The following is a 13839-nucleotide window of genomic DNA, read 5'->3' on the forward strand; positions in this document are numbered from 1 at the left end:
AGCGGTCCCTCACGGGTCGGCCCGAATTGGCGTAATAATATTGAACGCTGACGCGGCCAGCCGGCGTCAGTACCTTGATGCCGTATAGCAGGAAGCCGTCCACGGTTAGCAACTCAGCGTCGATAACCTCGCCGCCAGTATTGGCCCTCACATCGGGGAGCAAGCTTTCGAGTGGAACTGCCTTGCCGGAGCGCACTGCTTCTAGAGCTGATCGTTCCGGGCTTTCCCCAACCGGCTCTTCCCTGGATCGCGACTGACCCGGCGCTCCAGCGTTGGCGCGCCCGTTGCTGCCAATCCCTCCTCCCCCATGGCCCGAATTGTTGCCAGGCCCAGCGTTTTCGTTGCCCGGATTGGACGGACCTGCTTCCCCGGCACTACCCGAATTGCCATTGCCGTTCCCCTTGCCGCCGCCATTATTGCCGCCGCCATTATCGCCGTTGCCATTATTGCCGTTGCCATTATTGCCGTTGCCGTCCCGGTCACCAGCATTTCCGTTTCCGTTCCCTCCATTGGAGTTCCCGCCATTCCCGCTGTCGCTGCCCCGGCTTTCCCCTCCACTATTCCCATTCCCATTTCCATTGCCTTGCGCCCAGCTTGGCTGGCCAAGCAGGGCGAAAAGAGCAAGCGCAGCAATGAGGGTGCGAATTGGCATAACGAAATTGTACCCCTTATTGCCTGACAAACACCTGACAAAGCCTATCACCGATGGGTCACAGCAGGTGGGTTATGGTGGTAGCGTTGACTTCCAAGGTCCCATGCCTTCTTGGATTGCCCACTCTTGGAGCGTCAGCTAGAAAACGGCGCCAGAAGTATCCCCCCGCGCTTCTGGTGCCGTTTTACTGACCAATCAGCTGACCATTGGCAGGTCGCGGATCCGCCTCAGCGAGGGCATGCCGGGTTCATCGTGGGAAGACACTTACGTCTCAACGCGCTCGCGGGTCGGCCCTGCTCTGAAGTTGGAGAGCAAAGCCGCAGGCAAGTTCGGACCGGGCCGCGAAACCCGCATGGTCTCGCCTGCCGCATCTGAAATTCGCGGGACCAGGAACCGCGCGGCCCCTGGGTTTTCAACCCGCACAGGTTGCAGCGCCTGAGCCGCCTTACCCGCAGTCAGGGACGGCCCCGAGCAGTTCAGCACACCGCCAAAGGTGAAAAGAGAGGCAGCGCAGTCGAGAGGAAGCCGGCTGGTTATCTGAACCAGCCGGCGCGTGATCAGCGAACGACGTAGACGATCTGCCGGGTGGCGGGGTCAACCAGAACGGGCTGGCCGTTGATGTAGACGTACTGGTATTCCGTGTATTCAGGGATAGCCTGCAGGGTCACCGTCTCAGGAACACCGGCGCCGATCACGACCTCCCCATCCAGATAAACTGACTCCTGGGGGTTGGAGGTGATGTAGGTGCGAGCGACTTCCGGCGGATCGATCACTGCACCGGCGGTGGCGCCGCTTGCCGCACCGACAACACCACCAATGGCCGCGCCGATAGGGCCGCCGATAAGGGCGCCAACGATAGCACCGCTGGTTGCACCAGCTGCCGCGCCGCCGGGAGCAGCACCTTCATCCTCATAGGTGACGGTCGCAAGGCCCACATCGGAGTAACGCTCCGTCAGCACCACAGCTTCGCCCGAAAGATCGGCCGTAAGATAATCCGAATAGGACCAGCCGGTGGCACCATCATAGCTGACCTGGCACCACTTGCTGCCCTGCAGACAACCACCCACGGTCGCGCTCTCCCCAGCGGCAATGAAGCCCACTGACGCATATTGTGGCCCCGGACCGGAGCGGATGGTGAGATCCGTTGCAGCTGTGGCTGTGGTGGTGGCTGTTGATGTCGGGCTCTGCGCCGAAGCGACGCCAGCAAAGGCGGTGGTCGCCAGAGTGGCAGCGGTCATGAAAGTGAGGAGCTGGTTCATTGTGGTTCTCTTGTTTGCACAACCCAACCCTTGCACAGCCCGATCGTTCCACTAAGTGCTTGAAAGATTTCTGAAAATCTCTCCAGTTGGGCGTAAGGGTATTGTCATCCAACCAGCGCTACCAGTGCGGCTGAAGCTGCCACTCGGGCCAGCGACCGGCCCCCATTCTGCGGCTACCTGCGGCGCACATCGGCTTGAGCTTCCGATTGCTTAGCTTCAGGCGAAGCAATTACGCTAAAATTTCTATCCACGGTCGAGCAATTCTGCCGGACACAAACACTCCCCTGTTCACCCGCTTTGAAGCCATTCATTGACCGGCCGCAGCTGGCCAATCACATCTGGACGGCAAGGAACCATCCATCAGGAACCATGAGCGGGGTCGCAAGTGGAGGGATGACGCCATGGAAAAAGCCCTGCGGGCGACCTCGCTGCTGCCCCTGATCGATCGCAATCTGTCCCGAGCAGGTCTTGTGGTTGGGGTGATCCTGTTCTGCTTGTCGCTAACCCCTTCGCTGCTGCCCAGAACACCCCCAATTCAAGGCCTGCTTTCGGGCACCACCTTTGCCTTCGGCTATGCCATTGGCGCGACGCTGCAGTGGCTGTGGGACTATATCGAGCTCGGCCGCCCTTTTGGCGCCTATACGCGCCTTGTCAGCTTCCTTGTCGCCGTGCTTTGCGCCGCATTGGTCCTTTACAGCCTGGTGCAGATCGTGCCCTGGCAAAACTCGGTCCGCGCAGCCATGGGCGAGCCACCCGTGCATCGCGGCCACCCGCTCCAGGTGGTGCTGGTAGCGCTGCTGCCCGCCGTTGTGCTGGTTACCCTGGGCACCCTCCTTGTCCACAGTGTCCAGGCCGTGGCGCGGCGGATGAAGCGCTATGTGCCACGTCGGGTGGCGCTCCTCTTGGGTATCACTTTTGTAGGCGTGGTCACCGCTGTGCTGTTCAATGGCGTGCTGCTGCGCTTTGCCCTCACTTCGGCGGACCGCTTTTTTGAGCAGCTTGACCAGGTCGCGGGCCAGTTTGGCGAGCCACCCACCAATCCGCTCCAGTCAGGCAGCGCCGCTTCGCTCGTGGCCTGGAACACGATCGGGCGGGATGGCCGGGTTTATGTGCAGTCGGGCCCCAGCCAGTCTGCTATCGCCGCCATGATCGGGCGGCCTGCCGAACAGCCACTGCGTGTCTATGTCGGCCTGCGCTCGGCTGCGACCCTTGAAGAGCGCGCCCGCCTCGCATTGGAGGAAATGCTTCGAGTGGGTGCGTTCGACCGGTCCGTGCTCGTTGTCATCATGCCGGTCGGCACGGGCTGGGTGGATCCGCCCAGCATTGATAGCCTGGAATATCTGATGGCGGGGGACGTCGCCAGCGTTGCGCTGCAATATTCCTATCTCACCAGCCCGCTTTCCCTGGTGGTTCAACCTGAATACGGCACAGAGGCGGCCCAGGCCCTGTTTTCCATCGTTTATCAATACTGGACCAAGCTACCCCGCGATACTCGGCCAAGGCTTTATCTCAACGGCCTCAGCCTTGGGGCCAATAGCTCCCAGGCCTCGGCGCAGATCCTTGACCTGTTTGCCGACCCCTATAATGGTGCACTTTGGGCAGGCCCGCCTTTCACCAGTTCCATCTGGGGCTATGCCACCGCCAATCGCGATCCCGGCTCCCCCGAATGGCGGCCCCGCTTTGGCAATGCATCGACGGTCCGCTTTGCCAATCGCGGCGCAGAATTGGCTGACCCTGGCACCCCTTGGGGACCGCTGCGGATCGCCTTTCTGCAATATCCAAGCGACCCCATCGTCTTTTTCGAATGGTCGAGCTATCGCACCGAACCGGCCTGGATGATCGGCCAGCGCGGCCCGGGGGTGTCCTCGGCCCTGACCTGGTATCCCCTGGTCACCTGGCTGCAACTGGGCATGGATATGGCTCTCGCCCAGACCTCCCCGATCGGCTATGGCCACAACTACGCCATTGATGATTACATCGATGCCTGGCGCGCCCTCGTCGACCCGCGCGGCTGGAACGATGCCAGCATTGCCGAGCTCAAGGAACGCATGGCCTCCTATCCGGCAGGCAAGCCATGAGCACGGGCGTGGAAAGGAATTCTGCCCGCCCTTTGGCGGCACAGCGCTGGCTCTGGAGCCTCCTTGCTGGCCTCGCCTTTGCTGTAACCGCCTTGCTCGCGAGCGCCTCCGCCCAGTTGCGGATTAACCCGGCAGCCTTGGGCAATAGCGGCGAAATCACCGTCGCCAATATTCTCCTCGGTGTCTTCCTTTGTGGCTCCGTAGTCTGGTGGCTGCTTGTTATTCGGCCGGGGCAGGTCAGCTTGGTCAGGGGCGCTGTCGCGGGCGTGCTGGTGGCCTGCTTCTCCTATCCTGCCGTGCTGTTGCTGGCCGAGTTCCTCCATTTGGACGCGCGCGTGGCCGCAGACCTTGCGTCCCTGCTGCGCCAACTCGGCTATGTTCTGGTTCAGTCCGCGTTGGGCTTGGTCACCACTGGTTTCGCTTCTACTATCGCGCTGGCACTGACAGGCATGCTGATCGCCCTCCTGCAGCGCCGCTTCGCCGTTGACCTCGCGCCGTCGGCGCGCGGAACGAAGCGGGAAGTGGGCCTGTTGCGGCGGATGTTTCGAGGCCTGGTCTTCTGCGCCGCCTTCGCAGTGGTCACACTGGTCGCCGTGTTTGTCGGGCTTACCGTCCTGCCCACCCCTCAGCTCGCCGCAAGCACGCCCCCTCGCCCGGCTGAAAGCTATGCGCAAGCCCTGGCCGGCTTTGCCGTCATCCAGGCGCAGGAAGCCACTCTGCCGCTACGGCCGGAATGCCGCTCGCAGTTGCAAACGCATGGGGACAAGGTCGCGGGGGTCGTGATCTATTTCCACGGCTTGACCAGTTGCCCGGCCCAAGGCGACGAACTGGCTTCCCGGCTCTTCGGCCTTGGCTATAACGTCCTCGTACCCCGCCTGCCGGGACATGGCGAAGCCGATCCGCTCACCCTGGCATTGGCCAGTGTCACCGCCGAAGACTTCGTCGATACAGCCGAGTTTGCCATTGCTCTCGCGCAGGGCCTGGGCGACGAGGTGATCATCACCGGCCTTTCGGCGGGGGGAACGATCACCACCTTCGAGACACAGAACGACAGCACCCTGGCGGGTGCGACTTCGGTAGCGCCCTTTCTTGGGCCGGCCTTCTTGCCACCTTGGGCAACGCAGGCCGCAACGAACCTGCTCCTCCTTTTGCCCAATATGATGCTCTGGTGGAACCCCGAAACGCCCTATAGCTCCCCCGGCATGCCCTATGTTTATCCACGCTTTGCTACCCGCGCCGTGGCCGAATTGATGCGCCTCGGGCGGATCACTGCGGCCCAGGCGGCGTGGGAAGCCCCCGCTGCGCAGGGCATCGGTGTTCTCCTCAACGAGGCAGATCACTCGGTCAATAACGCACTGGCCCGGCAGTTGGTGGCGCAGTGGCGCGAGGATGGACGAACAGTCGACCTGCGACTCCTGCCCCAGGCGGACGGATTGCCCCATGATGTGATCGACCCGCGCGAACCGCATGGCGCGGTGAGCATTGTCTACCCAATCCTGCTCGACATGATCGCGGTCGATAGCAAATGAGCTTGGGCGTGGGCACCATGGCAGCACTGTTCAGTATGGGCCCCGCCTTGCCTGCCTGCATCGGGTGGGGAGCCTATTGATGCCAACAGACGCTCCTCAACGCCGCGCCGCTTGGTACCTCCCCTGGACCCTTGCCGCCGGACTGCTTTTCGCCCTTTTAGCCTTAGGGCTGGCGCCCTTGCTCGGGCTCAACATGGGGGGAGCCGTTCCCAACAGTGCGGGGAGCGTGCCCTGGCCGGTGCTGTTTGCCGGGGTGTTCCTATGCGGCTGGTTGGTTTGGTGGCTATTGATGCCCAACTGGCCCAGGGTTTCCCCGCTAGCCGGCGCTGCAGCGGGGATACTGGCGGCAACGCTGTCCTATCCGGTCGTTCTCGGCCTCAACGAAATGGTGGTCTCCGACACTCCGGCCACTGGCGGCATCCAATGGGTGGTTTGGGTTGCGGGCCTTGGCCTGATGACCACGGGCTTTGCCGCCGCGATGGCGCTGGGGCTGGCGGGCGGGATTTTGGCCTGGGCGCTGATTGCCTTCATCAGGCCGCACGACGCGGCGCGAAATCGCCCGTCCCGGTCTGTCAGGACGCTTTCCCGGAATCTTCGTCGGGCAGCCCGGGTCGGCGCCCTGATCCTTGCTGTCGGCCTGACCGGCTCCTTTGTCATTCTCTCCCTCACCCCTGTGCCGGTGCAGGGATTAAGCGCAAGGCCATCAGCCACCGCGCCGGCGCAAAGCTATGAAGAGGCATTCGCGGCCTTTTACGCGGTGCGGGGGGCGGAAGGCGAACTGGCGCTTCATAAGCGCTGCTCCTCCCAACTCCTCACCCATGGCCGCAAGACCACCATTGCCGTGGTCTTTTTCCATGGCCTTACCAGTTGCCCCGCCCAGGGCGAGGCGCTGGCGCGCTCGGTCTTTGCATTGGGCTACAATGTGTATCTGCCCCGCATGTTCGGCCATGGCGAGGCCGATCCCGACACCGTTTCCCTGGCCGCTCTCACCGCCGAGCACCTGGTGGATCTGGCTAATAGCTCAACCGATCTGGCGCAGGGGCTGGGTGATAACGTGGTGGTTGTCGGTCTATCCGCCGGAGGTACGATCGTCACCTGGGCGGCACAGCACCGATCCGACATTCGCCTGGCCGTCCCGGTATCGCCCTTTCTTGGCCCCTATATCGTGCCGCCCTGGGCCAACACGGCGGCGACCAACCTGCTCCTGTTGTTGCCCAACATGATGTTCTGGATCAATCCGCTGGCGCCGGTGACCGCCCCACAGACCGACTATGTGTTCCCTCGTCCATCGACCCACACCTTGGCCCAGGTGATGCGGCTGGGCGAGGCGGTGATGCATGATGCCGCGCGGGAGCCACCCGCAGTCGCGCGCATCTCGGTTGTGCTCAACGAGGCCGATGTTGCCGTCAACAACCAGTTGACCGACCAATTGGTCAATCTGTGGCGCGCGCGGAACCCGGACGTCTCAACCGAACGGCTGGAGTTCTCCAACCACCTGCCGCACGACCTGATTAATCCGCAGGAGATCTTTGGCAATACCGACCTCATTTATTCTTTGCTCGCGGACATGATCCAAGAGGCGCAAGAATGAATGAGCGCGAGTGGTCCGGGCGGGCGACGTGACCTGGGAACTGACCAGTTTGCCCGAAATTGGCCGACTGCCCATCCCGACGTCCAGCCAATACGTATCTGGCGGGCCAAGTAACCCGCAGGGCTGAGAGCTAGGGTCGGCATCCCGGTGGACGACAGATTTGATTTCGGCCATTCGCCTTCCTGAAGCTCCGGCCCAAACCTGTCCACCTGGCGCCCCCGCCAGCTACCTGACCTTGCCCATATCGGGCAGGAACACCGTCAGCAAGCCGGCGAGTGGCAGGAAGGAGCAGAGCCAGAAGACGTGCTGGATGCTGGTGAAATCGGCGACGGCACCCAGTGCCGCCGCAGCGATCCCGCCAGCGCCGAACGCGAAGCCAAAAAAGATGCCCGCGATCAACCCAACGCGGCCCGGCATCAACTCCTGCGCAAAGACCACAATGGCGGAAAAGGCCGAGGAAAACACCAGCCCGATGATGATGGTGAGGATCACGGTCCAGGTCATGTCGGCATAGGGCAGTGCAAGCGTGAACGGCAGCACCCCCAGGATTGAAAACCAGATTACGAACTTGGCCCCGAACCGGTCCCCGATCGGTCCGCCGAGGAATACGCCGACAGCCGAAGCACCTAGATAAACGAACAGCAGCAACTGCGCGTCCTGCACCCCGACCTGGAATTTGTCGATGAGAAAGAAGGTGTAATAGCTCGATAGGCTGGCGGTGTAGGCATTCTTGGTCAGGGTCAGAACCGTCAGCACGGTCAGCGCAATCATGGTGGTGCGGTGATCGAACATCAACGACTTGCTGGCGGGCGCCTTGCCAGCATTGCTGCGCTGGTGCTCGGCATACCAATTGCCCACCCGCCACAAGATGAATATGCCCACCAGGGCGCCGGCAGCGAACAGGCTGATGCTCCACTGCCCGCGCGGCAGCACGATGAAAGCGGCCAGCAATGGCCCGATGGCCGAGCCGGCATTGCCACCAACCTGGAACATCGATTGGGCCAAACCATGCCGGCCGCCCGAAGCCAGGCGGGCGACGCGGCTGGATTCAGGATGAAAGATCGCCGAGCCTAGTCCCACGAATGCGGCACCGATCAGCAACAACCAGTATGTCTGTGCCATGCCGAGGATGATCAGACCCAATAGGCTCGCCGCCATCCCGACGGGCAGGGAATAGGGCAACGGGCGTTTGTCGGTATACATGCCGATTGCCGGCTGCAGCAGCGACGCTACGCATTGAAAGGTCAGCGTCAGCAACCCGATCTGGATGTAGTCGAGCTGATAGTTGACCTTGAGCAATGGATAGATCGCCGACAGCATGGACTGCATGACATCGTTGATGAGGTGGCAAACACTTACCGCAATGATGATGGGCAGCGTGGTCTTGCCGGCGAGATGGGTCACTGACGAGCTGGCGGTGAGATTCACTTTGGAAGGTCCGGGCGGCGGGAGGATGCTCTCTTCCTCGTAACATGTTAGCCCGTGACTGTCCTTGCCTGTGTTCAGTCAGGGCCTTTCGAGCTGCTGCTGAAAGCAGCATCACGAATGAGCGCTGGCAATATCCCTCCTGCTGGCATCAACTTCGGCAACAAAGGCCAGCATCGCCTGGGCCAACCGCTCCGGCGCTTCAAGAGCCGGGTAGTGCCCTACTCCATCGAGAAGAACTGATCGCACGGTGCCCGCACTGACCTTGGCCATGGTCGTGGCCGTGAACTCGCCACCACCCGCGCCCACCGCGAGCACGGGCATTGTCAAAGCCTTATCTTGGGCAATGGCGCGAATATCTGCCCCTTCGCGCAGCATGGATCGGTACAGTTTGGCGGCACCTTCCCAGGCGCCCGGACGGGAATAGCTTTTGGCGAATTCGGCAAGGTCGGCGTCCGACACGGCCTCGGCGGTAGCGGACATCGAGCTGAACATGAACCGGAGGAATGCCTCTTCGCGCCCAGCCAGCAACAGTTGGGGAATTTGCGGAGCGGCCAGCACGCCGATATGCCAGGAGCCGGGGTGAAGGGTAACATCGGCAAGCGCCTCAAGGCCAAATCCAGCCAAGCCCATTTCAATGCCGGTGAAACTCGCGACTTGCTCGGGATAGGTCGCAGCAAGCCGGAAAACGCCGCCGCCAGCAATGTCTTGCCCGCTCAGAGGCACGGGGCCAACATCGAGGTGAGCCACCAACCGGTGTAGATCCTCGGCCACCGCTCTGCTGTCGTAATCCTGCATCGCCCCGCGGGAGCCGCCAAAACCGCGCAGGTCGACTGCAAAGACCCGATGATGCTCGGCGAGGAGAGGCAAGAGCTTGTGGAACGCCCACCAGGTTTCCGGAAAACCGTGAACCAGCAGGATTGGCGATCCCGCGGTACCTGCTGAAACATAATGGATGTCGGTGCCGTCAAATCTCACCAGTTGGTGGCTGAATGCGGCATTGGTTGAGCTCACGGGAGAAAAGTCCATGTCGACCTCTGCTAGACAACCTTGTTGTCTTTCTTCACCAACATAGACAACCTAGTTGTCGTTGTCTAGGGTTCGGCAACCTGGTTGTCATTGCCGGCGCGCAATTGTAGGTTCCGGCTATGGCACGGACCGGCGCTGATCTTGCACTTCTGCTTCTTGGCGGCTTTCGCTTCCTGGCCGATGCGGCCACTGCGGAACTGGCGCGACGCGGCTACGAGGATGTGCGTCCGGCCCATGACTTTGCCATGCGCGCCATTGCGGCTGGCGCTTCCAACGCTTCAGATCTGGGGCGCCGACTAGGGGTGAGCAAGCAGGCAGCGGCAAAGACCATTGCCCTGCTGGAGGAGCGCGGCTATCTCACCCGGGCCGACGATTCTGCGGACGCGCGGCGCAAATTCGTGCAAGTCACCCCAGCGGGATACGGCGTGATGCGTGAAGGCGAGGCGATCTTTGAAGAACTGCGCGCAAGATGGGCAAGCCAGATCGGCGCCGATGAACTGTCGAGGCTGGAAGGCAGCCTCGTTGCCCTTCTGGGCCCCCAACCGATCGATCTCGCTGCCCCGGGGCAGATTGTCTCTGACATCGGCGAAGCTTGACCAGAGAAGCTGCCGGCCGCTAAGCCGCGCTTGATTCAGCAAAATGGGGCGCCTCTGAAGCGCCCCACAATCTTGAGACTGCTTCGGAAAATCAGAACGGGCTGTCGGGGAAGTAGAACTGCTCGGCATTGTCCTGGGTCACGAGCGGCGCGCTCAGGATATATTGCCCCTGCACCGGTGCGTTGGACATGAAATTGGCGACGGTCACGTCCATGGCGGTGGCGATCATGGCGGGTGGATAAAGCACATCGACCGGGATCAACTCGTCCCCATCCATGATGCCCTTGATCACGTCCTTCATCCCGGCGCCGCCGACGATGAACATATCGCCCTCCCGGCCCGCCTGGCGCACGGCTTCCACCACGCCCATGGCAATGTCGTCGTCCTGCGCCCAGACGCCATCGATATCGGGGAAGCGCGACAGGAAGTCCTGCATCACTTCAAAGCCGTCATCGCGGTTCCAGTTGGCAAACTCGTTGTCGAGCACAGTGATGCCCGAGCCTTCGATGCCGGCCATGAAGGCGTCGAAGCGCTCGGTATCGATCACGGTCGGGATGCCGCGCAGGATGACGATGTTGTCGCCCTCGCCCAGCCGGGTCTTGAAATATTCGGCCGAAGTGGCGCCCAGCTCGGTGTTGTTGCCGGCGACATAAACGTCCTGGATGGTTTCGTCGGGCAGGCCACGGTCGACCACGGTGATGAAGGCACCCGCTTCCTTGGCCTGGCGCACCGGCTCAACCAACGGGTCGGACTCGAAGGGCAGCACGACCAGGGCGTCGATCTGCTGCACCGAGGTCATGTCCTCAATATCGCCGGCCTGGTCGGCAGGGCTGTCGGCGGTCACGATGGTAATGTCGAGATTGGGATACAGCGCTTCGAGGCGCTTTTCGGCTTCGTTGGCGTGGTAGTTGAGCCCCCCGGTCCAGCCATGGGTGGCCGCCGGAATGGAAACGCCGATCTTGACCTGGTCTTGGGCGAGCGCCGGGGCCGCGAGGGCCGTGGTCGCGGCCAGAGCCAGGGTCAATGCCTTGATAGACATGGGTAGTCCTCCCTTGTGTGGCGCGTTGTGCGCCGGTTTTGCCCCGCCCACTTGGGCCGGGAAATTTCGCTATTCGGCCTTTTTGCGGATGGCGCGCTTGAAGCTGCCGCGCTGCAGGTAGACGGCGGCGACGATGATCACCCCCTGCACGGCCCCATTGAGGTAGTTGGAGATGATATCGGTGAGGTTGAGGATATTGCCGATGGCGGTGAGGATCAGCGCGCCGATCACCGTGCCTCCAATCCGTCCGTAACCGCCCTTGAGCATGGTGCCGCCGATGATCACGGCCGCGATGGCTTCGAGCTCCCACAGAACGCCCGTGGCCGAGGAGGCCGAGCCGAGGCGTGGCACATAGATGATGGTGGCGAGCGATACGCAAAGGCCCTGCAGCACATAGGTCCAGGTGCGGACGCGATCGACCTTGATGGCGGAATAGCGCGCCACCTGCTCGTTGGAGCCGATGGCCATGCAATAGCGGCCAAAGGCGGTGCGGTTCATCAGGATCCAGCCGACGACGGCGACGATAATGAACACCCAGACTGGATAGGGAATGCGCAGGAAGCTATCGTAATAGACCGGCCGGTAGATTTCGCGCGCGCCGCTGTTGAGCGAGAGCGTGCCGCCATCGGCGAAATAGGTCACCAGCGAGCGGTAGATGCCCATCGTGCCCAGGGTGACGATGAAGGCTTCGATCTTGGCCTTGGTGGTTAAAAAGCCGTTGATGAAGCCGGCGCCCAAGCCTAGGATCAGCGAACAGCCCACGCCCAGCAGCACGGTCCAGATCGAAGCGCCCATGCTGTCGACGGCCGAGTTCATGATGATGATCATCATGCCGGCAATGAAGGCGGCCATGGAGCCGACCGACAGATCGATGCCGCCGGCCGTGATCACAAAGGTCGCGCCCACCGCGATGATGCCGATAAAGGCCGAGCGCGTCAGCAGATTGGTGACATTGCCCTCGCCCAAAAACAGCGGGTTGAGGCTGTAGCCGAGAATGATCAGCAGGATCAGCGCCAGCAGCGGCCCCAGGATCTTGAGATCGATCTTGAAGCTCTTGGCCGGCTTGCTTGCGGTTTCAGGCACTGACACGCTCATTTTCCACCCCCAGCTTGATGCCGGCCGCGTAACGCATGATCTCGGCCTCGGTGATCTCAGCGCCTTCCAGCACCCCGGCCATGCGCCCGTTGCGCATGACGACGACACGGTGTGAAAGGCCGATAACTTCCTGCATTTCCGAGGAGATGACGATGATCGCCTTGCCCTCGGCGGCCAGCGCCGCGATGATGTGATAAATCTGCTGCTTGGTGCCCACATCGATGCCGCGCGTGGGCTCATCCATGATGATGATGTCGGGCTCGCTTTCCATGGTCTTGCCCAGCATCAGCTTTTGCTGATTGCCGCCCGACAGCTTGCCCACCGGCACCGACGGATCGCGCGCGCGCACATCAAAGCGCCGCACCGCACGCTCGAGCGCCTGCGCTTCGCTGCGCCCGTCAAGAAAGCCATGGCGCAGGTGCTTTTTCAGCGTCAGCAAGGTGAGATTGGGCTGCAGGCCGGCATTGAGCAGCAGCCCCCGCCCCTTGCGGTCCTTGGTCATATAGGCCAGCCCGGCATCGAGCGAACTCGAGAGATCCGGGAAATCGGCGGGAGCGCCATGCACCTCCAGAGCCCCGGCAGTTTTGCGCGTGAGCCCGACAATGGCTTCGGCCACCGCGGTGCGGCCCGAGCCGATCAGCCCGGCAAAGCCGAGGATTTCCCCGCGCCGCAGCTCGAAGGAGATGCCCGAGACCCCGGGCGCGGCGAGATCGCGTACGGAAAGCACGACTTCGCCATCCACATCGGGCTCGTGCTTGGGCGGATAAAGATTGGAGAGTTCGCGCCCCACCATCATCTGGGCAATGGAATCGGGCGTCAGGTTTTCGGTGCCGACCGTCGCGATCAGCTGCCCGTCGCGTAGCACCGTCACCCGGTCGGCGAGCTCCATGATTTCCTCGAGCTTGTGGGAAATGAAGATCACCGCGACACCCTTGGCGGTCAGGCGGCGGATCTGCTCGAAGAAGGTCTGGGTTTCGCCGACCGACAGCACGGCGGTCGGCTCGTCCATGATGATGACGCGCGCATCGCGGCTGATCGCCTTGGCGATTTCCACCATCTGCTTGTCGGCGACCGAGAGCGTATTGATGCGCGCATCGGGGTCGATATGGACATGGAGCGTCTCGAGGATGGCCCGGGTCTGCTCGCGCATCTGCTTGAGCTGCAAAAAGGGGCCACGGCGCAATTCGCGCCCGAGGAAAATGGAGTCGGCGACGCTCAGATGTTCGGCCAGCAGTAATTCCTGGTGGATCACCACGATGCCCATGGCCGCCGCCTGCCCGTCGGGCGGCAAGACCACCGTCTGCCCCTGATAGGTGATGGTGCCCGAGGTCGGCTGCTCGATGCCCGAAAGAATCTTGATCAGCGTCGACTTGCCCGCGCCATTCTCGCCGATAATGGCGTGAACCTCGCCGGGCCTGATGTCGAAATCGATGCTGAACAGCACCGGAATATCGCCAAAGGACTTGGAAATGCGATGGGCCGACAAGATCGGGGACGCATTTGCGTCTTGCGCATCGATCATGCTGCCGCCCTCCCCCAAGCATGG

At 62.2% G+C, this 13839-nt stretch carries 11 protein-coding genes; 5 read left to right on the plus strand and 6 right to left on the minus strand.

Annotated elements, in window-relative coordinates; all coding sequences use genetic code 11:
• Positions 1 to 307: 307 nt before the first annotated feature.
• On the plus strand, positions 308 to 679 hold the full coding sequence (locus AC3YMN_RS06155) for a hypothetical protein (protein WP_489889338.1): 372 nt from the start codon (positions 308 to 310) through the stop codon (positions 677 to 679).
• A gap of 530 nt (positions 680 to 1209) precedes the next feature.
• Here the strand turns inward: AC3YMN_RS06155 and AC3YMN_RS06160 are convergent.
• Positions 1210 to 1911, minus strand: coding sequence for a DUF1236 domain-containing protein (locus AC3YMN_RS06160; protein ID WP_489889339.1), 702 nt, complete (start codon positions 1909 to 1911; stop codon positions 1210 to 1212).
• Between the two features lie 401 nt (positions 1912 to 2312).
• Between AC3YMN_RS06160 and AC3YMN_RS06165 the strand changes: the two genes are divergently transcribed.
• From AC3YMN_RS06165 to AC3YMN_RS06175, 3 genes are all read left to right on the plus strand, one after another.
• A complete protein-coding gene (locus tag AC3YMN_RS06165; protein ID WP_489889340.1) occupies positions 2313 to 3989 on the plus strand; it encodes an alpha/beta hydrolase in 1677 nt (558 codons plus the stop codon).
• Positions 3986 to 5518: an alpha/beta hydrolase gene (locus AC3YMN_RS06170; protein WP_489889341.1), complete on the plus strand. Its 1533-nt coding sequence runs from the start codon at positions 3986 to 3988 to the stop codon at positions 5516 to 5518. The genes AC3YMN_RS06165 and AC3YMN_RS06170 overlap by 4 nt, the downstream gene beginning before the upstream one ends.
• A 79-nt stretch (positions 5519 to 5597) precedes the next feature.
• Complete coding sequence (locus AC3YMN_RS06175; RefSeq protein ID WP_489889342.1) at positions 5598 to 7109, plus strand: alpha/beta hydrolase; 1512 nt, start codon at positions 5598 to 5600, stop codon at positions 7107 to 7109.
• 225 nt (positions 7110 to 7334) lie between these two features.
• On the opposite strand, the gene AC3YMN_RS06180 is transcribed toward AC3YMN_RS06175, so the two are convergent.
• Positions 7335 to 8537: an MFS transporter gene (locus tag AC3YMN_RS06180; RefSeq protein WP_489889343.1), complete on the minus strand. Its 1203-nt coding sequence runs from the start codon at positions 8535 to 8537 to the stop codon at positions 7335 to 7337.
• A 111-nt stretch (positions 8538 to 8648) separates the two neighbouring features.
• Positions 8649 to 9563 carry an alpha/beta fold hydrolase gene (locus AC3YMN_RS06185; RefSeq protein ID WP_489889344.1) on the minus strand — a complete coding sequence of 305 codons (915 nt, stop codon included), beginning with the start codon at positions 9561 to 9563 and terminating at the stop codon, positions 8649 to 8651.
• Positions 9564 to 9682: 119 nt separating this feature from the next.
• Here AC3YMN_RS06185 and AC3YMN_RS06190 point away from each other — a divergent pair, with 119 nt between their 5' ends.
• Positions 9683 to 10159 carry a MarR family winged helix-turn-helix transcriptional regulator gene (locus AC3YMN_RS06190; RefSeq protein WP_489889345.1) on the plus strand — a complete coding sequence of 159 codons (477 nt, stop codon included), beginning with the start codon at positions 9683 to 9685 and terminating at the stop codon, positions 10157 to 10159.
• Positions 10160 to 10250: 91 nt separating this feature from the next.
• On the opposite strand, the gene AC3YMN_RS06195 is transcribed toward AC3YMN_RS06190, so the two are convergent.
• The 3 genes from AC3YMN_RS06195 to AC3YMN_RS06205 all read right to left on the minus strand — a co-directional run bounded on the left by AC3YMN_RS06195 (position 10251) and on the right by AC3YMN_RS06205 (position 13815).
• Complete coding sequence (locus tag AC3YMN_RS06195; protein WP_172121883.1) at positions 10251 to 11198, minus strand: substrate-binding domain-containing protein; 948 nt, start codon at positions 11196 to 11198, stop codon at positions 10251 to 10253.
• A 69-nt stretch (positions 11199 to 11267) separates the two neighbouring features.
• Entirely contained in the window at positions 11268 to 12293 is a 1026-nt protein-coding gene (locus AC3YMN_RS06200; RefSeq protein ID WP_172121882.1) for an ABC transporter permease, read from the minus strand.
• Positions 12274 to 13815, minus strand: coding sequence for a sugar ABC transporter ATP-binding protein (locus AC3YMN_RS06205; protein ID WP_489889346.1), 1542 nt, complete (start codon positions 13813 to 13815; stop codon positions 12274 to 12276). The genes AC3YMN_RS06200 and AC3YMN_RS06205 overlap by 20 nt, the downstream gene beginning before the upstream one ends.
• Between the last annotated feature and the right edge of the window lie 24 nt (positions 13816 to 13839).

It is taken from the genome of Devosia sp. Z11_6 (assembly GCF_058133665.1).

Coding starts and splice junctions, on each gene's coding strand:
- AC3YMN_RS06195 (WP_172121883.1), bottom strand. CDS start 11,198: ATGTCTATCAAGGCATTGACCCTGGCTCTGGCCGCGACCACGGCCCTC.
- AC3YMN_RS06155 (WP_489889338.1), top strand. CDS start 308: ATGGCCCGAATTGTTGCCAGGCCCAGCGTTTTCGTTGCCCGGATTGGA.
- AC3YMN_RS06205 (WP_489889346.1), bottom strand. CDS start 13,815: ATGATCGATGCGCAAGACGCAAATGCGTCCCCGATCTTGTCGGCCCAT.
- AC3YMN_RS06200 (WP_172121882.1), bottom strand. CDS start 12,293: ATGAGCGTGTCAGTGCCTGAAACCGCAAGCAAGCCGGCCAAGAGCTTC.
- AC3YMN_RS06165 (WP_489889340.1), top strand. CDS start 2,313: ATGGAAAAAGCCCTGCGGGCGACCTCGCTGCTGCCCCTGATCGATCGC.
- AC3YMN_RS06170 (WP_489889341.1), top strand. CDS start 3,986: ATGAGCACGGGCGTGGAAAGGAATTCTGCCCGCCCTTTGGCGGCACAG.
- AC3YMN_RS06175 (WP_489889342.1), top strand. CDS start 5,598: ATGCCAACAGACGCTCCTCAACGCCGCGCCGCTTGGTACCTCCCCTGG.
- AC3YMN_RS06185 (WP_489889344.1), bottom strand. CDS start 9,563: ATGGACTTTTCTCCCGTGAGCTCAACCAATGCCGCATTCAGCCACCAA.
- AC3YMN_RS06160 (WP_489889339.1), bottom strand. CDS start 1,911: ATGAACCAGCTCCTCACTTTCATGACCGCTGCCACTCTGGCGACCACC.
- AC3YMN_RS06190 (WP_489889345.1), top strand. CDS start 9,683: ATGGCACGGACCGGCGCTGATCTTGCACTTCTGCTTCTTGGCGGCTTT.